The organism is Micromonospora sp. NPDC050200, from assembly GCF_040656135.1.
Taxonomy (GTDB): Bacteria; Actinomycetota; Actinomycetes; order Mycobacteriales; family Micromonosporaceae; genus Micromonospora.
In genome coordinates, this window is sequence record NZ_JBFALG010000042.1 from 1 (window position 1) to 21188 (window position 21188).

Consider the following 21188-nt stretch of genomic DNA (forward strand, 5'->3'; position numbering starts at 1 on the left):
TTGATGCTCTTCCCTAGACAAGAAGATCATCGACCAAGGGCTGTTTCCGTGACCAGTCAGGGTCCCCAAAGGACCGTCGGAGGTTAAAGATCAAGTTAGACAGCTTCAAGGCCTATCGCCAGGCCGGGGGTCGGGACTGGCAGGTTCTGTTGATCGAGTAGTCGGAATTCTCTCATCAACGCCGTCAGGGTGACGCTCTGTCACGGGCCGAAACCTGAGCCGCCCGTGCCGAGCATCCGCATCTAGCGATGAGCGGGCGTCTGGTCAGAACCGCTCAGACGACGTCCGCGCCTGCCTCCCCCCGATGGCAAGCATGTACGGTCGGGGCATGCTCGAGTCCCAACGCGAAGCTGTGCCGCGCAACGACGGTGGCGAGCTCGACACCGCCCTGGCCTTCTTGTCCTTCGCTCGGTCATGCGTGCTGAAGAAGGTTGCGGGCTTGAGCGAGGAGCAGTTGCGGCGCCGCCTGGTCGTCTCCGACACCACACTGCTGGGCCTGGTCCAGCACTTGACCGACGCCGAACAGTACTGGTTCGGCTACACGTTCGCCGGTGACCAGCGCTACGCCGACGTCGACTTCGACATGGCGGTCGAGCCGGACCGGTCCCCAGATCAGCCGGCTATCGGGCTGCGATTGCCGAGAGCGACGTCCACATCATCGCAGCCGCTGGCCCGGACGTCCTCACCGCGCAGCCGGTCGGTGACTCGCCTCGTACGCTTCGCTGGGTGCTCGCCCACATGACGAGCGAGACCATCCGGCATGCCGGACACGCCGACATCCTGCGGGAGCTTATCGACGGTGCCACCGGCCGGTAAGAGGTCGCGACTCGGGGCCGCACCCCATCCGGTCGGCGGCGGAGCGCATCGACGGCCCGGTGCTTGCTGACGGTGACCAGCCACGCCCCCGGGTTGGCCGGTACGCCGTCGCGGACGATCCCCGCGATGCCGGCGACGACCCGCCCGGCTTCCATCCGCCACGCCATCTCGACAGTGCGCCGCACCTCGGTCTCTCCCATGGCCCTCATGACCGCAGGCAGGTCCGAGCTTCGCCAGGAGGCGGGCTGCTGCGGGTCGCCCTCAGTCGTGAGGGCTGAGGAGGTCGGTGATGAGGGTAGCGAGCTCCTGTGGGCGTTCGGCGACCATCGCGTGGCTGGCGCCGGCGAGATGCCACACCCGCAGAGACGAGTTGTCCACAGTGGCAAGCCGTTCGGCGGTGACCTTGCGGTACGCCTCGTACAGGCTGTGGAACGGCTGTTGTTCGGGGAGGTCCTCGGTGGCGAGAACGAGCAGCAGCGGGCAGCGGACGTCGCGGTAGGCGGGCATCAGGTCGAGGGAGTCCATGGCGTCCCGGAGCTGCCGGGTGAGGTCCGGGCCGGGCCGCAGCCGGCTGCGGCCGTCGTCGCCGGGCACGAGGTTGCGTTCGAAGGCCGCCACCCAAACGTCGGGTGCGGCGCCGTAGCGCTGGGCCATGGCCCGCTGCCCCGCCAGCATGGCGGCCACCTGTTCGGCGGTTAGCGGTTCGGCCAGCATCGCGGCCATCCCGTCGAAGACGGCCCGCAGCTTGGCCAGCTCGGTCTCGGCCTGCTCCGGATCCATCCCGGCGAGCTGGTCCGGACGGTTTAACGGCGGATTGCCGTCCAAGCTGACGGCACCGGGGCACTCCGGGTGACGCTGCGCCCAAAGGGTGGCGAGCATACCGCCGAGGGAGACGCCGACCACCGCGGGGGAGGTGAGGCCGAGGTGGTCGGTGACGGCGGCCAGGTCGGCCAGTACGTCGTCCCAGCGCCACCGGCCGTCTCCGGACCGGCCGTGACCGCGCAGGTCGACGGTGACCACCCGGTGGGTCGGGCGCAGGTGCTCGGCGAGGGTGGTCATCTGGGCGAGGTTGCCGCCAGCGCCGTGAAGGAGCAGCAGCGGTTGTCCGGGTCCGCCGAAGTCGCGGATCGCGATGGGCACGGTCCCGGAGTCGATGATGGTCTCAGACACGTCGGGTTCCTTCCTTGAGCAGTCGGTCGCGTACGGAGGCGGAGCGCACGCCACCTACGGGGTGGCGGGCGAGCTTGTCGCGGGAGACCAGGTCGTGGACGCCCTGGCGGGTGATGCCGAGCATGGCGCCGGCCACCGCGTACGACACCGATTCGGCGGTCGGGTGGCCGACCCGTCGCGCGACGGCCTGGCCGAAGGGGCTGCGCCACCAGTCGAGGGGGGGGTCGAACGGTCCGTCCCCCGGGTAGAGGGTGGAGATCGCGCGCATGACCACGCTGACGGCGGCCCGGTCGTCGCCGCTGACGATCGTGGTGGCCCAGGATCGGGCCCGATCCCGGATGACGGCGCGCAGCGGGTCGATGGCGTCGTGGCCGTCGACCAGGATTTCGAGGGGGTCGAGCAGGCGGATGTCGATCAACCGGATGAACTGCTCGGTCAGTTCCTCGTGGGTTGGCGACATGCTGCCTCCTCCGTTACTTGACACCCATCGTCAAGCACTTGACGTCGAGTGTCAAGCACGATGGCGCGAGCACGGTTGGCGGTACGGTCGGCCGGTGCCCGGGCATCGACGGCGTTACCGCTACGCGGAAATCGCGGCGGTGGCGCTGCGCGGCGGCGCGGGCCGGCTGACCCGATCGGCGGACGAGTTCCACGCCTGGATCGGCTCGGTGGACGCGCGGGAACTGGCGGAACCGTTCAGCGCGGGCATGCCTCACTTCGGACAGATCAACAAGGCGTAGAAACCTTGATGACCTTCTGAACCGGTCATGCCCGACCTGCTACCACCAAGAAGGCGCGTCTACACCAAACACTTCTAGCCGGGCACCTCACGACTTTGCGGCGCTCCTGACTGATGTGTGGGTCATGTCCGGCCTGGTAGGGCGGGTCGGTGGCCGCCGAGTTGGAGCATGGCAAGGGCGATGATGGCCTCGGCGCTGTGGAATCCGAAGCCGCGGCGGATGATCAGCCGGATGCGGGTGTTGACCGACTCGATGCGGGCGTTGGACAGTCCCGACAGCAGCGCCGCGTGGATGGCGTCACGTTGGCGGGTGATCCGTTTGGCCAGTTCGACGAAGGCGGGGATGCGGCAGCGCCGGGCTCAGGAGATCCACGAGTTGAGCGCCTCGATCCCGTCGGTGCCGTCGGCGGCGAAGACGGTACGCAGCCCTTCCTTCAACAGGTAGGCGCGGTGCAGCCGCGGGTCGGTCTTGGCGATCCAGGCCAGCTTGGCCTGCTGACGGTCGGTGAGGTTCCGCAGATTCTTCCATAGGGCGTACCTGGCCCGCTTCAACGCCTTGGACGTCTCGGTGGCCTTGCCCTTGCCGCCACGGGCAGCGTTCCACACCTGCCGGCGTACCACGTCCAGGGCGTCGGTGGCCCAGGCGACGATGTGGAATGCATCAGCGCAGCGCATCGCCCGCGGGGCACGCCGGGCGACCACGGTGGCGATCCATTCGGCGGCGTCGGCCGTGACGTGGGTGAGCTCGGCGGCCCGCTGCTCGCCGAGCGCGTCGAAGAAGGCGTCCAAGGTCTTGGCGTCACGGCCCTCGGCGGCCCATACCAGACGGCCACTGTCATGATCCACGACAATGGTCAGGTACTTGTGGCCACGCCGGAACGAGATCTCGTCCACGCCGATGCGACGCAGCCCCGCGAACCGGTCGGCCGCGCCGCCGCTGTCGGCCCACACCCGCGCCACGACCGACCCGACCGTGCGCCACGCGACCCTCATCAACTGCACCACCGCGCTCTTGGCGCAGGCGGTGGCCAGCCACGCGAGCGTGTCGTCGAACATCCGGGTATGCCCGGCGTCGTGACGCACCCACGGCACCGCGGCCACCACGACCCCATGCTCGGGGCGGGTGACCCGCGGCGCGTCGGCCTCGATCACCACCCGCAGCGGGCCCAGGTCCAGCCCCCGCCACCGTCGCCTGCCCCGGCCGGAGTCATAGCCGGCGCACCGGCGCCCGCAGCGCCGGCAGCGGCGCCGTGCGCCCTTCGACGGCCGGACGTGCACCACCACCAGGCCGCCGCCGCCCTAACGCCTGAGCGTCACCGCGTACCACCTCTGCGCGTCTACGACGTGCGCAACACAAGATCAGATGCACGGATCTGCCGCCGGCATGGCGCGCCAGTCGTCCCGACACCCTCACTGTCAGTCCGGCATCCGGGTCGGCCGCCGCGCCGTCAGATCATGATCGTTGGCTGCAGATCTGGCCACCAGCACCAAGGGCAGCGTGACCCACCGTGATTGCTGGACCGGCCATCAACGCGAATACAAGACAGTTGGATTACCTGACCCTGCCAGTCGGGCGGCCCGTCCGGTGACCCGCCGGGGCGTACCCGGACACGACGACGCCGGTCCACCGCGGACGGTGGACCGGCGTGCGGAGCCGGTGGTCAGACCTCGACGACCGTCGGGACGATCATCGGACGGCGGCGGTACTTGTCGTTGACCCAGCGCCCGACGGTGCGCCGGACGATCTGCTGGAGCTGGTGCGGGTCCGTGATGCCGTCCGCCGCGGCCCGGTTGAGCGCTTCGGTGACCAGCGGGACGACCGGGTTGAACGCCTCCGGGTCCTCGGAGAAGCCCTTCGCCGAGAGGGTGGGGCCGCCGACCACCTTGCCGGTGACCGAGTCGACCACCACGGTGGTGGCGATGAAGCCGCCGTCGCCGAGGATCCGCCGCTCGGTGAGCAGCGACTCGCTGACGTCGCCGACGGCGAGGCCGTCGACGTAGACGTAGCGGCTCTTCACGTGCCCGACCAGGCTGGCCCGGCCCTCGACCAGGTCGACCACGTCGCCGTCCTCGCAGATCACCACCCGGTCGGGGGCGACGCCGGACTCGACGCCGAGGCGGGCGTGTGCCCGCAGGTGCCGCCACTCGCCGTGCACCGGCATCAGGTTGCTCGGGCGGACCACGTTGAGCAGGTAGAGCAACTCACCGGCGGGAGCGTGACCGGAGACGTGCACCTTGGCCACGTCCTTGTGCACGACCACCGCGCCGGCCCGGGCCAGCCGGTTGATCACCCGGTAGACGGAGGTCTCGTTGCCCGGCACCAGCGAGCTGGCCAGCACCACGGTGTCGCCGGGGGCGATGGTGATGTGCCGGTGGTCGCCGCTGGCCATCCGGCCCAGCGCGCTCATCGGCTCGCCCTGCGAGCCGGTGGACATCAGCACGATCTGCTCGGGCGGCAGCGTGGTCGCCTCCTCGATCCCGACCACCAGGCCGGCCGGGATGTTGAGCAGGCCGAGGTCCCGGGCGATGCCCATGTTGCGCACCATCGACCGGCCGATCAGCGCCACCTTGCGGCCGTGCTCGACCGCCGAGTCGAAGACCTGCTGCACCCGGTGCACGTGCGAGGCGAACGAGGCGACGATGATCCGCCCCTTGGCCTTCGCGAAGATCGAGTCGAGCACCGGCCCGATCTCGCGCTCCGGGGTGACGAAGCCGGGGATCTCCGCGTTGGTGGAGTCCGACAGCAGCAGGTCCACGCCCTCGGCGCCGAGCCGGGCGAAGCCGGCCAGGTCGGTGATCCGGCCGTCCAGCGGGAGCTGGTCCATCTTGAAGTCGCCGGTGTGCAGCACCAGGCCGGCCGGGGTGCGGATGGCCACCGCCAGCGCGTCCGGGATCGAGTGGTTGACCGCGAAGAACTCGCACTCGAACGGGCCCAGCCGCTCCCGGCCACCCTCCCGCACGGTCAGCGTGTACGGCTGGATCCGCCGCTCGGCCAGCTTCGCCTCGACCAGGGCCAGGGTGAACTGGGAGCCGACCAGCGGGATGTCCGGCTTGTGGGCGAGCAGGTACGGCACCGCGCCGATGTGGTCCTCGTGACCGTGGGTGAGCACGATCGCCTGGACGTCGTCCAGCCGGTCCAGGATCGGGCCGAAGTCCGGCAGGATCAGGTCCACGCCCGGCTGCTCGACGTCGGGGAAGAGCACCCCGCAGTCGACGACGAGCAGCTTGCGGTCGTACTCGAAGACGGTCATGTTGCGACCGATGGCGCCGAGCCCGCCGAGCGGGATGATCCGCAGGCCGCCCTCCGGCAACGGCGGGGGCAGTTCACCCTCGATGTGCGCCTCGGTCACGCGTCCACCTCATTCTGCGACGCCGTTACCCGGCGTCCGTCGTGTCGTTCGATCATTCGGGCAGTTCCAGGCCCGCCGCCGCGCAGTCGGCGCGCAGCTGGGCGAGTTCATCGTCGGTGGCGTCCACCAGCGGCGGGCGCACCGGGCCGGCCGGCAGGCCCTTGGCGGCCAGGCCGGCCTTCACCAGGATCACACCCTGGGTACGGAAGACGCCGGTGTACAGCGGCAGCAGCCGCCGGTGCAGGCTGAGCGCGGTGCCGGTGTCCCCCGCCTCGTACGCCTCGATCAGCTGCTTGGTCAGCGCGCCGGTGAAGTGCGTCGACGTGCCCACCAGGCCGACCCCGCCGACGGCCAGCGCCGGCAGGGTGAGCGAGTCCTCACCGCTGTAGAAGGCCAGATCGGTGCGGCTGAGCACCCAACCGGTGGCGGTCAGGTCGCCCTTGGCGTCCTTCACCGCGACGATCCGGCCGTGCTCGGCGAGGCGCACCAGCGTGTCGGTGGCGATGGCCACCCCGGCCCGGTGCGGGATGTCGTAGAGCATGATCGGCAGCCCGGTGGCGTCGGCGACCGCGGTGAAGTGGCGCAGCAGCCCGCTCTGCGGCGGCTTGTTGTAGTACGGGGTGACCACCAGCAGGCCGTGCGCCCCGGCCTTCTCGGCCGACGCGGCCAGCTCGATGGTGTGCCGGGTGTCGTTGGTGCCCACCCCGGCGACGATCCGGGCCCGGTCGCCGACCGCCTCCACGACCGCCCGGATCAGGGTCTCCTTCTCCGCGTCCGTGGTGGTCGGCGACTCCCCCGTGGTGCCGTTGAGCACCAGCGCGTCGTTGCCCTGCTCGTCGACGAGGTGGGCGGCGAGCCGTACGGCACCGTCCAGGTCGAGGGACCCGTCGGCGGTGAACGGGGTCACCATGGCCGTGAGGAGTCGCCCGAACGGGCGCGAAACGCCCCGGTCGGGGGTGGCAGGGTGGTCGTGCGTCATGCTCACAACCTAGCGGACGACCACCGGACGGCTGGTGGGGAAGGGCTCAGGACAGCTCTGCGTGCGGGCTGGTCGCCACCTCGGTGCCGTCGGGCAGGGTGGAGACGACGAAGTCGGCGAAGACGTTCGGGGCCACCCGCTGGAGCTGGCGCAGGCACTCCACCGCCAGCTCGCGGATCTCCACGTCGGCGTGCTCGGTGGCACGCATGGCGATGAAGTGCCGCCAGGCCCGGTAGTTGCCGGTGACCACGATCCGGGTCTCGGTGGCGTTGGGCAGCACCGCGCGGGCCGCCTGCCGCGCCTGCTTGCGCCGCAGGGTCGGGTTGGGCTCGTCGGAGAAGCGCCGCTCCAGCCCCTCCAGCAGCTCGGTGTAGGCCCGGACGCTCGCCTCGGCGGCCTCGACGAACTTCTTGTGCAGCTCCGGTTCCTCGGCGATCACCGTCGGCTCGACCATGGCCGCGTCCCGCTCCGGGACGTACCGCTGGGACAGCTGGGAGTACGAGAAGTGCCGGTGCCGGATCAGCTCGTGCGTGAACGAGCGGGAGATCCCGGTGAAGTAGAAGCTCACCGAGCCGTGCTCCAGCACCGAGAGGTGCCCGACCTCCAGGATGTGCGCCAGGTAGCCGGCGTTGGTGGCGGTCGCCGGGTTGGGCTTCTTCCAGCTCTGGTAGCAGGCCCGGCCGGCGAACTCCGCGAGAGCCTGGCCGCCGTCGGCGTCGGTCGACCACGGCACGTCGTCCGGGGCCTGGAACTGGGTCCATGCGATCAGCTTGACCTGGGGCTGCACCATCTCCGGCATTCCTGCGACTGTAGTGGCCCGGCACCGGTGGGCCAAAGTCGGGCTCGCGGGACGGAAACGCCGCGCCACCTGCGAATCTTGGACGCTTTCCGTTCCATTCGAACGGCAAGTGTCCAAGATCTCGCGAAGGGCGTGCCACGTCGGGCCGTTGGGACGCGCGGCAGTGGCGGCGCGAGCGGGCGGCGCAAGCGGGCGGCGCGAATGGCGCGGCGAGTGCCGCCGGGCGCGCGGCGCGGGCCGGGGGACGGTGGGGTGGTCAGACGTAGAGCGCGGTGAACGGGGCCCAGGGCAGGTTGCGGGCGACGGAGAAGGCCAGCCAGACGGCGAGGAAGCCGGCGATCACCGGTGGGCTGATCCGCAGCTCGGGCAGGCGCCAGCCGAACGCCTGCTGCCCGGCCCAGGCCACGAAGAGGTACGCCAGGAAGGGCAGCGCGAAGACGAACAGGAAGTGGTGCCGGGCGGCGGCGGGCAGGTCGGCGTGCAGCACGTACCAGAGGGCACGGGTGCCGCCGCAGCCCGGGCAGTCCAGCCCGGTGGTCAGCTTGAGCAGGCAGCTCGGGGCGGCGTCCGGGTCGCTGCGGGTGGGGTCGCTGACCAGCGCGTACGCCACGCCGATGCCGACGCAGCCGAGCGCGGCCAGCGGCGCCGCCCAGCGCGGGGAGCGCGCGTGCACCCGGAGCACGAAACGGGTGAGTCGGTCCGGCTCGACCTGCTGGTAGGCGCCGGGCGGCCAGGCGGCGGGAGCGGCGTCGTACGGCCAGGCGCCGGCGACCGCGTCACCGTGTGGAGCGGCGTCGCCGTGCGGGACGGCCTCGGCCTGCGGAGCGGCGTCTCCGTGCGGGACGGTCTCGGCCTGCGGAGCGGCGTCGCCGTAGGGGGCGGGCGCCGCCGCGGGTGGGGCGGCCTGCGGCGGGTCGATGTCGGGCACCTGCTGACCCGGCTGACCCGCCGACCCGTCCACGCTCGTCACGCGCTCACGGTACACCGGCCACGCCCTTCAACGCGGCGGCCAGCGGATCGGCGAGATCCCCGGCGACCGGCGGGGCCACCGCGTCCAGGCCGAGCCAGCCGGCGAGCCGGTGCAGCTCGGCGGCGAGGGCGACGGCGGTCTCCCCCGGGTCGGCGCCCGGCTCGATCCAGGCGGCCGGCACCAGCAGCACCCCGGCCCGGCGGTCGGCCTTGAGGTCGACCCGCGCGGTGAACCGCTCCCCCTGCAGGAACGGCAGCACGTAGTAGCCGTACACCCGCTGCGGCGCGGGCACGTAGATCTCGATCCGGTAGCTGAGGTCGAAGAGCCGCTCGGTGCGGGCCCGCTCCCAGACCAGCGGGTCGAAGGGGCTCACCAGGGTGGTGCCGCGCACCCACCGGGGCAGCCGGGCGGTCGCGTGCAGCCAGGCCGGCTGCCGCCAGCCCTGCACCGTCACCGGCCGCAGCTCGCCGGCCTCGACCAGCTCGGCGATCGCCTGCCGGGCGCCGACCAGCGGAAGCCGGAAGTAGTCGCGCAGCTCCGGCTCGGCGGCCACCCCGAGCGACCGCGCGGCCACCGACACCAACGTGCGGTACGCCTCCGCGTCGGTCGGCGTGGGCGCGGCCAGGACGGCGGCCGGCAGCACCCGCTCCGGCAGGTCGTAGCGGCGGGCGAAGGAGGTCGTCCGGTCGGCGGCGGTCACCTCGCCGGCCCAGAAGAGGAACTCCAGGGCCCGCTTCACCGCCGACCAGTTCCACCCCCAGTTGCCGGTCTCCCGGGGCGCGTCGTGCTCGATCTCGGCGGCGGTCAGCGGCCCCCGGGCGGCCACCTCGTCGCGGACCCAGGCGACCAGCTCGGGCTGCTCCTGGGCGATGCGCCGCATGCCGCCCCAGGCGTGGGAGTGGGCCCGGGCCATCCGCCAGCGCAGCGCCGCGTGCAGCCCCACCGGCACCAGCGACGCCTCGTGGCCCCAGTACTCGAACAACTCGCGGGGGCGGCGGTAGGCGGCGGTGTCGAGCAGGGCCGTCGGGTAGGGCCCGAGCCGGCTGTAGAGCGGCAGGTAGTGCGCCCGTTGCAGCACGTTGACCGAGTCCATCTGGATCAACCCGACCCGGTCCAGCACCCGGCGCAGGTGCCGCCGGGTGGGCACGCCGGTGGGCGCCGGGTCGGCGAAGCCCTGGGCGGCGAGCGCCACCCGCCGGGCCTGGGCGAGGGAGAGCGATTCCGGTACGGCCATCGTCGGGCACCCTAAACCAGCGGTACGACGCCGGAGCGGACGCTGGACGGTACGCCCGCCGAGGCATAGAACGGACACATGCTCACCATCCGTTGCGAAGAGCCCGAGGACGCCGAGGCGATCGCCCGGGTGCACATCCACGGCTGGCAGGCCGGCTACGCCGGGATCATGCCCGACGAGGTGCTGCGCCGGCTCAACCCGGTGGCCTGGGCGCAGCGGCGACGGGACCTCGGCACCGCCGACCCGGAGCACCCGTTCACCACGCTGCTCGCCGAGGTCGACGGGGTGCCCGCCGGGTTCGCCACGTTCGGGCCGTACCGCAACAACCAGGACCGGGGCGACCTGGACCCGGCGTACGGCGAGGTGCTGGCGACGTACGTGGAGCCGGCGCACTGGGGCGACGGCACCGCGCGGGCGCTGCTGGCCGCCGCCCGCGACGGCCTGGCGGCCCGGGGCTGGCGGGAGTACCGGCTCTGGGTGCTGGCCGAGAACGCGCGGGCCCGCCGCTTCTACGAGCGGGCCGGGCTGTCAGCGGACGGCGAGCGGTCGACCTACCCGGTGCCGCTCGCCGGCGGGCGTCCCCCGGTCCGGCTCGACGAGCTGCGGTACGCCGGCCGGCTCGACGGCTGACCCGGGCGGCCCCGGGCGCCGGGTCGGACCGGCGGTGGCCGGGGCGGCCCACCGCCGGATCGGCAGCAGCACCAGCAGCGCCAGGCTGATCCAGACGTAGGTGTTGCTGCCGAGGAAGCCGTCCACGCCGGTGAAGTCCTTCTCCCAGGCCCAGACGATCCGGCTGATCAGGAGCCCGTACGCGACCACCGCGAAGGCCAGCAGGGCGCGCCGCCGCAGTCCGCCGGCGGGCGCGGCCACCGCGTTGTCCACCAGCAGGATCAGCGCGGGGATCAGCCAGACCAGGTGGTGCACCCAGGTGACCGGGCTGACCAGGCACATCAGCGCGCCGGTCAGCGCCAGCCCGGTCGCGGAGTCGCCGACGGCCGCCGCCGCCCGGGACCGCCACGCCCAGACCGCCAGGGTGGCCAGCACCAGCACCAGCCAGGCCAGGGTGCTCGGGTGCTCCGGGTTCAACCGGGCCACCACGCCGCGCAGCGACTGGTTGGAGACGAACGCCAGCTCACCCACCCGGTTGGTGTTCCACAGCGCCGAGGTCCAGAACTCCCGGGAGGCGTCCGGGAAGAGCGCGCCGGCGAGCAGAGTCACCACCGCGGCGGCGGCCATCGAGGTGAACGCGGCCCGCCAGCGGCGGGTGATCAGCAGGTAGACGATGAAGACGCCCGGGGTCAGCTTGATCGCGGTGGCCACGCCGATGCCCACGCCCGCCCACCGGTTGCCGGTCGGCAGCAGCCGGAGCAGGTCCAGCGCGACCAGGAACAGCAGCAGCATGTTGACCTGGCCGAAGTTGATCGTCTCGCGCATCGGCTCGAACGCGGCGGCCAGGCAGAGCGCCACCGCCAGGGCGAACCAGCGGGCCCAGCCGGCCCGGCGGGACACCGGGTCCAGCAGCCACCAGACCAGCACGGCGCTGACCACCACGCTGGCGGCCACGCTCACGGTGATCGCCGCCAGCCACGGCAGGTACGCCATCGGCAGCATGACCAGGGCGGCAAACGGTGGATAGGTGAAGCCGTACTGGGTGCCGGGCTTGAGGTAGTCGTAGATCTCGCCGTGGTCGTGGACCCAGAAGGTCAGCGCGCCGTAGTAGACCTTCAGGTCGAAGAAGCCGTGCCGCACGGCCGCCACGGAGAGGAAGGCGGCCACCACGGCGGCGAGCGCGACCACCCCGACGACCTGGGCGGCCGTCCGCCTGGCACCCTGCGCCACCATCGTCACTCCCGCCCTGCGTAGGCTTCCGTCCCATGGCCATGGGGTACGTCCGCCCGGCGCGTCCCGAGGACGCCGGCGAGATCGCACGAATCCAGCTCGCGACCTGGCGGGTCGCCTATCGCCGGATCCTGCCCCGGCACGTGCTCGACAACCTGGACGAGGCGTGGCTCGCCCGGCGGTGGAGCGCGGCGGTGCAGGAGCCGCCCTCCGGCGCGCACCGGGTGCTGGTCGCCGTCGAACAGGCCGAGCAATCCTATCTGGTGGGGTTCGCCGCCTCCGGTCCGGCGGACGCCGAGGCGCTGGCCCCCGGCGAGCCGGCCGAGGCGCTGGCCGACGGCGTGGCCGCGGTGACCGACCTGCTGGTCGAGCCCCGCTGGGGCCGGCGCGGGCACGGCAGCCGACTGCTCGCGGCCGCGGTGGACCTGTGGCGGGAGGACGGCTTCGACCGGGCGGTGGCCTGGGCGTTCGACGGCGACGAGGCGACCCGGAAGTTCCTCACCTCCACCGGCTGGGAGCCGGACGGCGCGGCGCGGGCGCTGGACGTGGACGACATGCTGGTCCCCCAGCTCCGCCTGCACGTCGCGGTGCCGACCGAGCCGGTCCCCACGGACTGAAGGGGCCGCCGCTCGGTGGCGGCTTCCGGCGTGGGCCGGGAACCGCCACCGGCCGGTCAGCCCTTCTCGGCGCCCTCGTTGGCGCCCCGCACGAAGTACCGCTGGAAGATCACGAAGAGGACCGCGACCGGGATGGTGGCCAGCAGCGCCGCCCCCAGCTTCAACGGATACTGGGTGCCCTTGCCGAGCGAGCCGCTGACCAGGTCGGCCAGGCCGCGCGGCAGGGTGAACAGATCCGGGTCCTGCACCGAGACGAGGCTGTGCGGGAACTCGTTCCAGGAGCCCTGGAAGGACAGGATGGTGAGCGTGATCAACGCCGGTCTGGCCATCGGCAGCACCACCGACCAGTAGGTGCGGAAGACGCCGGCGCCGTCGATGCGGGCCGCCTCCTCCACGCTGACCGGGACCGACTCGAAGAACTGCTTCATGATGAACACGCCGGCCGCGTCGGCGAGCAGCGGCACCACCAGCCCGGCGTAGCTGTTGTAGATACCGAGCTGGTTGAGCACCAGGAACTTCGGGATCAGCAGCACCACGCCGGGCACCGCCATCACCGCGATGACCGCGGCGAACAGCCCGGACCGGCCCTTGAACCGCAGCCGGGCCAGCGCGTACCCGGCGAGCGAGTCGAAGAACACCCGGCCGAGGGTGACCAGGACGGTCACCAGCAGCGAGTTGCCGAGCCAGAGCGGAAAGTTGGTGCCGGCGAAGATCCGCTCGATGCCGGCGAGGGTCACCGGGTCGGGAATCGGCGACAGCGGGTTGGCCGCCGCGTCCGGCTCGGTCTTGAACGAGTTGCCGAGCTGGATGACGAACGGGTAGAGGAAGACCAGCCCGAAGAAGATCAGGACGGCGTACCCGAGGAACCGGCTGGCCAGGGTGCGGGCCTCGCGGCGGTCGCGGCCTGCGGGGGCCGCCGCCACCGGCGGGCGGTCGGTGAGCGCGGTCATGACTGCGGCCCTTCCGGTACGCGCCGACGCCACCAACGGCCGCGCCGCGGCCCGTCGGTGTCCCGGTCGGCCATCACCCGGCGCTGCACCAGGGTGAGCACGATGATGATCAGGAACAGCACGAACGAGATCGCCGCGCCGGGGCCGTAGTCGAAGTCCCGGAACGCGGTCCGGTACGACAGGTAGGCCGGGGTGAGAGTGGTCTTGGCCGGCTCGCCCTGGCTCATCACATAGACCTGGTCGAAGACCTGCCAGGAGCCGATGATGCCGAGGGTGAGCACCAGGAACATGGTCGGCTTGATCATCGGCAGGGTGACGTACCGGAACCGCTGCCGGCGGGTCGCGCCGTCCAGGGTGCTCGCCTCGTCCAACGCCACCGGCACGTTCTGCAGCGCGGCCAGGAACATCAGCATGAACGTCCCGGAGGTGGTCCAGACGACCAGCGTGATGATCGACGTCATCGCGACGCTCGGCCCGGACAACCAGTCCCACCAGCTCAGCCCGAGCGGACCGCCGCCGGTGAGCGCGGCCGGCGCGGTGTCCACCCCGACGGCGCCGAGCAGCAGGTGCAGCACGCCGCGCGAGTCGGCGAACCACTGCGGCCCGTCGATGCCGAACAGGCCGAGCATGGCGTTGACCGCGCCGGAGTTGGCGAACAGGAAGAGGAAGACCACGCTGATCGCCACCGAGCTGGTCACCGACGGGAAGTAGAAGGCGCTGCGGAAGAACGCCTTGCCCTTGAGCATCCGGTTGTTGACCACCAGCGCGAGACCGAGGGCGAGCACCGTCTGCGCCGGCACCACGATCGCCACGTAGTAGATGTTGTTGCGGATGCTGGTCATGAAGTCGCGGCGGGCCAGCCCGTCCTCGGTGAACAGCTTGGTGTAGTTGTCGGCGCCGACGAACGGCACCTCCGAAGTGAACGGGCTGCCCTGCCCGTTCCAGTCGGTGAGGCTGACCCAGAGCGCCATCAGGATCGGCAGCAGCATGAACAGGCCGAGGATCACTATCACCGGGGCGACGAAGAGCCAGCCCGCGACGTTCTCGTTGCCCCGGATGCCGCCTCCGGGGCGGCGCGGCGGGCGGCCGGTCGCGGTGACCGGTGCCGCGAGTGCTTCGGTTGCCATCTCCCCTCCTTCGACTCGCGCGGTGGCCGGTGGGGGCGCCGCCGTTCGGCGGCGCCCCCGGGATCCACGTCAGCCGCCGAGCGCCGCCTTGGCGTTCTTGTCGAAGTTGCCGAGGATGGTCTTCGGGTCGCCGTTGCCCAACCCCTGCAGGCCGGACTCCAGGTCGTTGAGGACGCTGTCCATCTTCGGGGCGTTCACCGGGCCCTGGGCGTACGCGGCGCCGTCGATGAACGGCTTGTCCGCCGGGAACGCGCCGGTGTACTGGTCCCGCACGGACTGCCGGGACGGCATCACGCCGAACGCCGTGGCGAAGGCCATCTGCTGGTCGCCTGCGGTCATCGCCTCGACGAACTTGATCGCCTGGTCCTTGTACTTCGACTTCGCGGCGACGCCCCAGCACTGGGTGAAGGAGAGCGTCCCCTTGCCCTTCGGGCCGGCGGGCAGCTCGACGACCTTGTACTTGACGTTCGGGAAGTCGTTCTGCAGGGCGCCCTTGATCCAGTTGCCCTCGATGGTCATCACGGCCTTGCCCTTGCCGAACGCCTCACCGGACCAGCCGGCGTCGAGCTGCTTGGGGGTGCGGGCCAGCCCCTCGGTGAGCAGCGACTTGACGTAGGTGAGGGCGGCCACATTCTCCGGGGTGTCGCCGGTGGACTGCTTGCCGTCCTTGCTGAGCAGCCAGCCGCCGTTCTGCACCAGGAACGCGCCCATCCGGTCCCGGGTGTCGCCGAGGGCCAGCGGCACCTGCCCCTTCGCCTTGATCTTGCGGGCGGTGGCGGTGAGCTGATCCCAGCTGGTGGGGACGTCGGCGTCGGTCAGGCCGGCCTTCGTCCACAGGTCGGTGTTGATCTGGAGGGCGAGGGTGGAGAAGTCCTTCGGCGCGCAGTACAGCTTGCCGTCGTAGGTGAACGTGGTGCGCAGGCTCTCGTAGAAGTCGTCCTTGTTGCTGATCTTGTCGCCGTACGGCTCCAGCGCGCCGACGCTGGCGTAGTCGGCGAACCGGGCCGCGTCGACGTAGAAGACGTCCGGCGGGGTGCCGCCGGCGAGAGCCTGACCGAGCTGCTGGGTGAGGTCCTGGGCCGGGGTGACGGTGGCCTGGTTGCCCGAGCCGCTCGCCCACTTCGCGGCGGCGTCCTGCACCGCCTTGGTCTCGGCGTCGCCGGAGGAGCCGATCAGGATCTGCAGGTTGGCCGGGCCGCTGGACTGCGTGGTCTCGGTCTTGTCGTCGTCGAAGCCGCTGCCACAGGCGGCGGAGCCGAACAGCGCGACGGCGGCGAGGCTGGCTACCGCCGCGCGGGTGAGGGTTCGAGGTGCCATCGGTTCTCCTGGTTGGGGGACGGGTGTCAGGCGGTGTGCCGCAGAACCAGCGAGGGCTGGAGCAGCACGGGGGCAGGGGTCCGCGGGGGCCCGTCGAGGACCGCGGTGAGCAGGTCCACGCAGCGGGCGGCGGCGTCGTGCAGGGGTTGGCTGACGCTGGTCAGCCCGACCGCCGCGGCGACCGGGGTGTCGTCGAATCCGATCACCGGCAGGGCCCGCGCGCAGGAGCGGGCGGCCCGGAGGACACCCAGCGCGAGCGAGTCGCTGGCGCAGACCAGGGCCGTCGGCGGCGACGCGGCGGCGAGCAGGTCGGCGGCCAGCCGCTCACCCTCGGCGATGCCGTCCACCGCCTCCCGGTCCAGTCCGGTCGGGTCGACGCCTGCGGCCCGCAGGGCCTCCCGCCAGCCCGCGCGGCGGTCGTCTCCCACTCCGGAGCCGGCCGGCCAGCCGATGAAGCCGACCCGGCGGTGACCGGCGGCGAGCAGGTGGCGGGTGGCCTGGGCCGTCCCGGCGGCGCCGTCCACGTCCACCCACGGGTGGGCGTCGGGGTCGTCCCAGGGCCGGCCGAAGGTCACGAAGGGCACGCTGCGGTCGGCGAGCCAGGCGGTACGCGGGTCGCCGTGGTCGGTGCCGGTGAGCACGAAACCGTCCAGGTCGTACGCGCTGAGCAGGTCGTCGTAGGTGGCGATCTCGGCGCCGGCGTCGGCGGCGGTGTAGAGCAGGGCGCGGTAGCCGGCCGCCTCGGCGGTCTCGGTGAGGCCGTGCAGGAAGCGGTCGAGCACCGAGCCGTTGATCCCGTCGCGGGTGGGCTCGATCCGTACGGCGATCAGCCGGGACCGGCCGGTGCGCATCTGCCGGGCGGCCTGGCTGACCCGGTAGCCGAGGGTGGCGATGGCCTCCTGCACGCGCTGGCGGGTCTCCTCGCGCACGATGTGCGGGGCGTTGAGCACGTTGGACACCGTCTGTCGGCTGACCTGGGCGTGCCGGGCCACCGTCGCGATGGTCACCTTTTCAGCCACTTGATGCCTCTCGACGTCTTGAACGATCCAACTCGGATACGGCAGGATTGGATCGTTCAAGTTTCTGGAATGTTTCGCACTTTGCACCGCCCCGGACGGCTTGTCAAGAGCTCGTCCACCCCCTCAGGATCTGGAGTCGAAACCGTGACCGAACGCCAGCTGCAACCCCTGCTGCACGACCTGGTCGGGGTGGTCCTCGCCCCGACCAGCGCGCTGGGTGACCGGGCCGGGCAGGTCCGCCCGGCCGGCGTCCAGGGGGTCTTCCACGCCGACGCCCGGGTGCTGTCCCGGGCCGAGCTGCGGATCGACGACCGGGAGCCGGAGGCGCTCACCCACGGCCCGGACGGCCCGCACGGCGCGCGCTTCGTCGGCCTCGCCCGCTGGCTCGGCGACCCCGGCCCGGACCCCACCGTCCGGGTGGAGCGGGCCCGCCGGGCCGGCCCGCACGGCGTCGACGAGGAGGTCCGCGTCGTCTCCACGGCCGCCGCGCCGGTGCGTGCCACGGTCAGCGTCGACCTCGGCTGCGACCTGGCGCCGATCGCGGTGGTCAAGTCCGGCGGCGCGGCGGTGCCGATCGAGGCCAAGGCCGGGCAACCCGGTCAGCTCAGCTGGGCCGCCGACGGCATCACGGTGACCGTCACCGGCGAGGGCGCCCGGGTGGACACCGACGGCGACCGGGCCGCCGCGCCCCGGCTCTCCTGGCCGGTCGACCTCGGCCCCGGCGAGGCGGTGACCCTGCGCTGGCGGCTGCGGGTGGACGACCCGCTGGCGGTGGTGACCGCCCCGGCCGGGGAGCCGAACTGGTCCCGGCCGGTGGCGCAGGCCGACGACCGGCGGCTGGTCCGGCTGCTCGACCGCTCGCTGGACGACCTGCGCGGGCTGCGCCTGGCCGAACCCGCCGCCCCCGGGGACGTCTTCCTCGGCGCCGGCGTGCCCTGGTTCCTCACCCTGTTCGGCCGGGACAGCCTCTGGGCGGCCCGGATGATGCTGCCGCTCGGCACCGAACTGGCCGCCGGGACGCTGCGGGTGCTCGCCCGCCGGCAGGGCGCCCGGCTCGACCCGGCCACCGGTGAGGCGCCCGGCAAGATCCTGCACGAGCTGCGCCGGAAGGAGTTCGCCCTGCTCGACGGGAGGCTACAACTGCCCCCGGCGTACTACGGCACCGTCGACGCCACCATGCTCTGGGTGGCACTGCTGCACGACGCCTGGCGCTGGGGTCTGGCCGCCGACCAGGTGGAGCCGCTGCTGCCGCACCTGGAGGCGGCGCTGGGCTGGCTCGGCGAGCACGCCGACGCCGACGGCGACGGCCTGGTCGAGTACGTCGACACCACCGGGCACGGCCTGGCCAACCAGGGCTGGAAGGACTCCGGGGACGCGGTCCGGTTCCGCGACGGCCGGCTCGCCGCGCCACCGATCGTGCTGGCCGAGGTGCAGGGGTACGCGTACGAGGCGGCCGTCGGCGGGGCGGACCTGCTCGACGCGTTCGGCCGTCCGGGCGCCGACCGCTGGCGCGGGTACGCGGCCCGGCTGGCGGAGACCTTCCGGGCCCGGTTCTGGGTCGACGGTGGCCCGCAGGGACCCCGCCCGGCGCTGGCGCTGGACCGGGACAAGCGCCCCGTCGACTCGCTGACCAGCAACATCGGTCACCTGCTCGGCACCGGCCTGCTCTCCGGCGAGGAGGAGGCGCAGGTCGCCCGCCTGCTCACCGGCGAGGCGCTGGCCGGCGGGTTCGGGCTGCGCACCATGTCCACCGACGACGCCGGGTTCAGCCCGCTGTCGTACCACTGCGGGTCGATCTGGGCGCACGACACCGCCATCGTGCTCGCCGGGCTGGCCCGGGCCGGCTTCCGCGAGGCCGCCCTCGGTCTGGCGGAGGGGCTGCTCGGTGCGGCGGAGGGCTTCGACCACCGGCTGCCCGAGCTGTACGGCGGCGACGACCGCGACCTGCTCGGCCGGCCGACGCCGTACCCGGCCGCCTGCCGCCCGCAGGCCTGGTCGGCGGCGGCCGCCGTGCTGCTGCTCCAGGCCGGGGCGGGCCTGTACCCCGACGTGCCGAACGGCCGGGTCGCCCTGCGCCCGCTGGCTGGCCCGGAATTCGGCGCGCTGACCGTGCGCGGCTTCCGCGTCGCGGGCGCCCCGGTCGACGTCCACGTCGACCACCAGGGCATCCCCACGATCACCGGCCTCCCCGCCCACCTCCAGGTCACCCCGCCGATCCCCACCCCCCGCCTTCCCCAGGACACTCCCGCCCCCCGCTGACCGCGGCCCGGGCCCGGTCCTGAGGCCGTGTTGATCATGAGATTGACGGCACGATCCGCGATCGACGTCGCCGTCAACCTCATGATCGACGGGGGTCAGGGGCGGAGTTCGGCGACGAGTTCGTCGTCCTCCAGGGTGCCGGTGGGGGTGAAGCCGAGGGAGGTGTAGAGGCGGGCGGCAGGTGTGTTGTCCGGGTGGTACGAGAGGCGGACGACGCTGCCGCCGGCCTGGGCGGCCAGCCAGTCGGCGAGGGTGCGGACGACGGCCCGACCGACGCCCCGGTCCTGCTCGGCGGCGCCGATCACCATGCCGCCGATCCAGCGGGACCCGTCGTCGTCGACCCCCCACATGACGTGCCCGACCACCGTCTCGTCGGCGTAGACGGCCAGCGAGGTCCAGACGTCGGAGCGCATCGTCAGCACCAGGTAGCGGGCGGCCAGCGCGGCAACCCAGGTGCGCTGGTCGTCGCGCGGGGCGATGTCGGCGACGTCCCGCCAGTTGTCGTCGTCGACGGAACGCAGCGTGACGTGGCGGCCGGCCCGGTCGCGCAGCCCAGAATCGATCATGGAGCCGAGCCTAGGCGCATTCCCACCCCGCGGACGACCGGTTTCCCCGTACCGACCGACGCGCTGAGCGCCACGCCGGCGACGACCGCCTTCCCCGCGCCGGTCGTCGCCGTCGAGCCCCGCGTCGGCGACGACCGGCCGACACGGCGCCGACGAAGGGAAGGGTTCAGGCCGCTCGGGCGTCCAGGAAGGGCCGTGGGTCGCCGGCGCCCAGGTCGGTGATCCCGGCGGTGTGCAGGGCGCCGATGGCCAGGGTCCGTGCCGCGAACTCCCGCCGATCCCGACCGGCCGCCGCGTGGCGGACGGCGAGGCCGGCGACGCGGACCGGTCGCTCTCGTCGGGCCAGTCGCCGCCGCGCAGGGCCGACAGCCGGTGCTCCTCCTGGGTGACCATCGCGTTGATCAGCGAACGGAGGGTCGGCCCCTCGTCGATGCTCTCCACCGAGACGGTGACGGGCCGCGGGGCCGGCGCCGCTTGATCGCGGTTGCGCACCTGCCGTGCCGGCCGGCCCTCTGCTCCGGCCGGCCGGCACTCAGTCGAGCAGCGAGTCCAGGCCGATGGTCAGACCAGGCCGGTTGCGCACCGCGCGGACGGCCAGCAGCACGCCCGGCATGAACGAAGCCCGGTCGTACGAGTCGTGCCGGATGGTGAGCGTCTCGCCGGTGGTGCCGAAGAGCACCTCCTGGTGGGCGACCAGCCCGGTGGCCCGCACCGCGTGCACGCGTACCCCGTCGATGTCGGCGCCGCGCGCACCCGGCACCTCGTCCGAGGTGGCGTCCGGCGCGGGGCCGAGGCCGGCGTCGGCGCGCGCCCGGGCGATCCGGCGGGCGGTGTGGGTGGCGGTGCCGCTGGGGGCGTCGAGCTTGCGCGGGTGGTGCTGCTCGATGATCTCGACGGACTCGAAGTGCCGGGCGGCCCGCGCGGCGAACTGCATCATCAGCACCGCGCCGATGCCGAAGTTCGGGGCGATCACCACGCCGACGCCCGGCTTGCGCTCCAGCCAGCCGCGCACCCGCTCGATCCGCTGCTCGGTGAAGCCGGTGGTGCCGACCACCGCGTTGATGCCCTGGTCGATGCACCAGTGCAGGTTGTCCATGACGACGTCCGGGGTGGTGAAGTCGACGACCACCTGGGCGCCCGCGTCGGAGGCGTTGAACAGCCAGTCGCCCTGGTCGACCATCGCCACCAGGTCCATGTCTCCGGCCGCGTCGACCGCCTTGCACACCTCGACGCCCATCCGGCCCCGGGCACCCAGCACGCCGACCCGGATCGGCTCGTCCAGGCCCTTCTCCTGCTCGTCAGTCACGGGGCACAACCTATCCCAATCGGACGCCGTCACCCGCCGGGACCACCCTCGTCCCACCGGACGGCGGTGATCCGCCCCGGTTGCGGCATGTCGTGCCTTTCGGCGGCGGCGGACACCGACACGCAAAGCGC

At 72.5% G+C, this 21188-nt stretch carries 18 protein-coding genes and 2 pseudogenes; 5 read left to right on the top strand and 15 right to left on the bottom strand.

Annotated elements, in window-relative coordinates; genetic code table 11:
• Window positions 1-328 precede the first annotated feature (328 nt).
• Window positions 329-816 (top strand): annotated as a pseudogene (locus AB0I41_RS24235) (DinB family protein).
• A gap of 261 nt (window positions 817-1077) precedes the next feature.
• Here the strand turns inward: AB0I41_RS24235 and AB0I41_RS24240 are convergent.
• Together AB0I41_RS24240 and AB0I41_RS24245 are read right to left on the bottom strand one after the other, a co-directional pair.
• Window positions 1078-1986, bottom strand: a complete 909-nt coding sequence (locus tag AB0I41_RS24240; protein WP_357111673.1) for an alpha/beta hydrolase — start codon at window positions 1984-1986, stop codon at window positions 1078-1080.
• The gene (locus AB0I41_RS24245; protein ID WP_357111675.1) at window positions 1979-2446 is read right to left on the bottom strand and encodes a hypothetical protein; all 468 of its coding nucleotides are present in this window, start codon (window positions 2444-2446) and stop codon (window positions 1979-1981) included. Before AB0I41_RS24245 ends, AB0I41_RS24240 begins: the two co-directional genes overlap by 8 nt.
• Window positions 2447-2540: 94 nt before the next feature.
• Here AB0I41_RS24245 and AB0I41_RS24250 point away from each other — a divergent pair, with 94 nt between their 5' ends.
• Entirely contained in the window at window positions 2541-2726 is a 186-nt protein-coding gene (locus tag AB0I41_RS24250; protein WP_357111678.1) for a hypothetical protein, read from the top strand.
• 122 nt (window positions 2727-2848) lie between these two features.
• Here AB0I41_RS24250 and AB0I41_RS24255 read toward each other — a convergent pair.
• The 6 genes and pseudogenes from AB0I41_RS24255 to AB0I41_RS24280 form a co-directional block, all read right to left on the bottom strand.
• A pseudogene (locus tag AB0I41_RS24255) lies at window positions 2849-4012 on the bottom strand (ISL3 family transposase); the annotation flags it as partial.
• A gap of 374 nt (window positions 4013-4386) precedes the next feature.
• Window positions 4387-6075: a ribonuclease J gene (locus tag AB0I41_RS24260; protein WP_357111681.1), complete on the bottom strand. Its 1689-nt coding sequence runs from the start codon at window positions 6073-6075 to the stop codon at window positions 4387-4389.
• A gap of 52 nt (window positions 6076-6127) precedes the next feature.
• Window positions 6128-7054, bottom strand: a complete 927-nt coding sequence (dapA, locus tag AB0I41_RS24265; protein WP_357111684.1) for a 4-hydroxy-tetrahydrodipicolinate synthase — start codon at window positions 7052-7054, stop codon at window positions 6128-6130.
• Between the two features lie 46 nt (window positions 7055-7100).
• Window positions 7101-7844 carry an FAD-dependent thymidylate synthase gene (gene thyX, locus AB0I41_RS24270; RefSeq protein ID WP_357111830.1) on the bottom strand — a complete coding sequence of 248 codons (744 nt, stop codon included), beginning with the start codon at window positions 7842-7844 and terminating at the stop codon, window positions 7101-7103.
• A 265-nt stretch (window positions 7845-8109) separates the two neighbouring features.
• A complete protein-coding gene (locus AB0I41_RS24275; protein ID WP_357111687.1) occupies window positions 8110-8823 on the bottom strand; it encodes a DUF2752 domain-containing protein in 714 nt (237 codons plus the stop codon).
• Window positions 8824-8827: 4 nt separating this feature from the next.
• Window positions 8828-10057 (bottom strand): crosslink repair DNA glycosylase YcaQ family protein, encoded by a 1230-nt coding sequence (locus AB0I41_RS24280; RefSeq protein ID WP_357111690.1) that lies wholly within the window; start codon window positions 10055-10057, stop codon window positions 8828-8830.
• Window positions 10058-10135: 78 nt separating this feature from the next.
• Here AB0I41_RS24280 and AB0I41_RS24285 point away from each other — a divergent pair, with 78 nt between their 5' ends.
• A complete protein-coding gene (locus tag AB0I41_RS24285) occupies window positions 10136-10687 on the top strand; it encodes a GNAT family N-acetyltransferase (protein WP_357111693.1) in 552 nt (183 codons plus the stop codon).
• Here AB0I41_RS24285 and AB0I41_RS24290 read toward each other — a convergent pair.
• Entirely contained in the window at window positions 10586-11896 is a 1311-nt protein-coding gene (locus AB0I41_RS24290) for a glycosyltransferase 87 family protein (protein ID WP_357111833.1), read from the bottom strand. The two genes, AB0I41_RS24285 and AB0I41_RS24290, sit on opposite strands and share 102 nt — an antisense overlap.
• Window positions 11897-11931: 35 nt before the next feature.
• On the opposite strand from AB0I41_RS24290, the gene AB0I41_RS24295 reads away from it, so the two are divergent.
• Window positions 11932-12513, top strand: a complete 582-nt coding sequence (locus tag AB0I41_RS24295; protein ID WP_357111696.1) for a GNAT family N-acetyltransferase — start codon at window positions 11932-11934, stop codon at window positions 12511-12513.
• Between the two features lie 56 nt (window positions 12514-12569).
• On the opposite strand, the gene AB0I41_RS24300 is transcribed toward AB0I41_RS24295, so the two are convergent.
• The 4 genes from AB0I41_RS24300 to AB0I41_RS24315 form a co-directional block, all read right to left on the bottom strand.
• Complete coding sequence (locus AB0I41_RS24300; protein WP_357111699.1) at window positions 12570-13463, bottom strand: carbohydrate ABC transporter permease; 894 nt, start codon at window positions 13461-13463, stop codon at window positions 12570-12572.
• The gene (locus tag AB0I41_RS24305) at window positions 13460-14590 is read right to left on the bottom strand and encodes a sugar ABC transporter permease (RefSeq protein WP_357111702.1); all 1131 of its coding nucleotides are present in this window, start codon (window positions 14588-14590) and stop codon (window positions 13460-13462) included. Before AB0I41_RS24305 ends, AB0I41_RS24300 begins: the two co-directional genes overlap by 4 nt.
• Before the next feature lie 69 nt (window positions 14591-14659).
• Complete coding sequence (locus tag AB0I41_RS24310) at window positions 14660-15907, bottom strand: extracellular solute-binding protein (protein WP_357111705.1); 1248 nt, start codon at window positions 15905-15907, stop codon at window positions 14660-14662.
• Window positions 15908-15933: 26 nt separating this feature from the next.
• On the bottom strand, window positions 15934-16914 hold the full coding sequence (locus AB0I41_RS24315; protein ID WP_357111709.1) for a LacI family DNA-binding transcriptional regulator: 981 nt from the start codon (window positions 16912-16914) through the stop codon (window positions 15934-15936).
• Between the two features lie 156 nt (window positions 16915-17070).
• On the opposite strand from AB0I41_RS24315, the gene AB0I41_RS24320 reads away from it, so the two are divergent.
• Complete coding sequence (locus AB0I41_RS24320; protein ID WP_357111712.1) at window positions 17071-19185, top strand: glycogen debranching N-terminal domain-containing protein; 2115 nt, start codon at window positions 17071-17073, stop codon at window positions 19183-19185.
• 95 nt (window positions 19186-19280) lie between these two features.
• Here the strand turns inward: AB0I41_RS24320 and AB0I41_RS24325 are convergent, their stop codons facing one another.
• Together AB0I41_RS24325 and dapB are read right to left on the bottom strand one after the other, a co-directional pair.
• Complete coding sequence (locus AB0I41_RS24325) at window positions 19281-19751, bottom strand: GNAT family N-acetyltransferase (RefSeq protein ID WP_357111715.1); 471 nt, start codon at window positions 19749-19751, stop codon at window positions 19281-19283.
• Between the two features lie 532 nt (window positions 19752-20283).
• A complete protein-coding gene (gene dapB / locus AB0I41_RS24330) occupies window positions 20284-21057 on the bottom strand; it encodes a 4-hydroxy-tetrahydrodipicolinate reductase (protein ID WP_357111718.1) in 774 nt (257 codons plus the stop codon).
• Window positions 21058-21188 lie beyond the last annotated feature (131 nt).

What these genes read in the sequence shown, in the direction of transcription:
- AB0I41_RS24245 (WP_357111675.1), bottom strand. Translation starts at nt 2,446, where the DNA reads ATGTCGCCAACCCACGAGGAACTGACCGAGCAGTTCATCCGGTTGATC.
- dapA (WP_357111684.1), bottom strand. Translation starts at nt 7,054, where the DNA reads ATGACGCACGACCACCCTGCCACCCCCGACCGGGGCGTTTCGCGCCCG.
- thyX (WP_357111830.1), bottom strand. Translation starts at nt 7,844, where the DNA reads ATGGTGCAGCCCCAGGTCAAGCTGATCGCATGGACCCAGTTCCAGGCC.
- AB0I41_RS24280 (WP_357111690.1), bottom strand. Translation starts at nt 10,057, where the DNA reads ATGGCCGTACCGGAATCGCTCTCCCTCGCCCAGGCCCGGCGGGTGGCG.
- AB0I41_RS24285 (WP_357111693.1), top strand. Translation starts at nt 10,136, where the DNA reads ATGCTCACCATCCGTTGCGAAGAGCCCGAGGACGCCGAGGCGATCGCC.
- AB0I41_RS24295 (WP_357111696.1), top strand. Translation starts at nt 11,932, where the DNA reads ATGGCCATGGGGTACGTCCGCCCGGCGCGTCCCGAGGACGCCGGCGAG.
- AB0I41_RS24300 (WP_357111699.1), bottom strand. Translation starts at nt 13,463, where the DNA reads ATGACCGCGCTCACCGACCGCCCGCCGGTGGCGGCGGCCCCCGCAGGC.
- AB0I41_RS24305 (WP_357111702.1), bottom strand. Translation starts at nt 14,590, where the DNA reads ATGGCAACCGAAGCACTCGCGGCACCGGTCACCGCGACCGGCCGCCCG.
- AB0I41_RS24310 (WP_357111705.1), bottom strand. Translation starts at nt 15,907, where the DNA reads ATGGCACCTCGAACCCTCACCCGCGCGGCGGTAGCCAGCCTCGCCGCC.
- AB0I41_RS24325 (WP_357111715.1), bottom strand. Translation starts at nt 19,751, where the DNA reads ATGATCGATTCTGGGCTGCGCGACCGGGCCGGCCGCCACGTCACGCTG.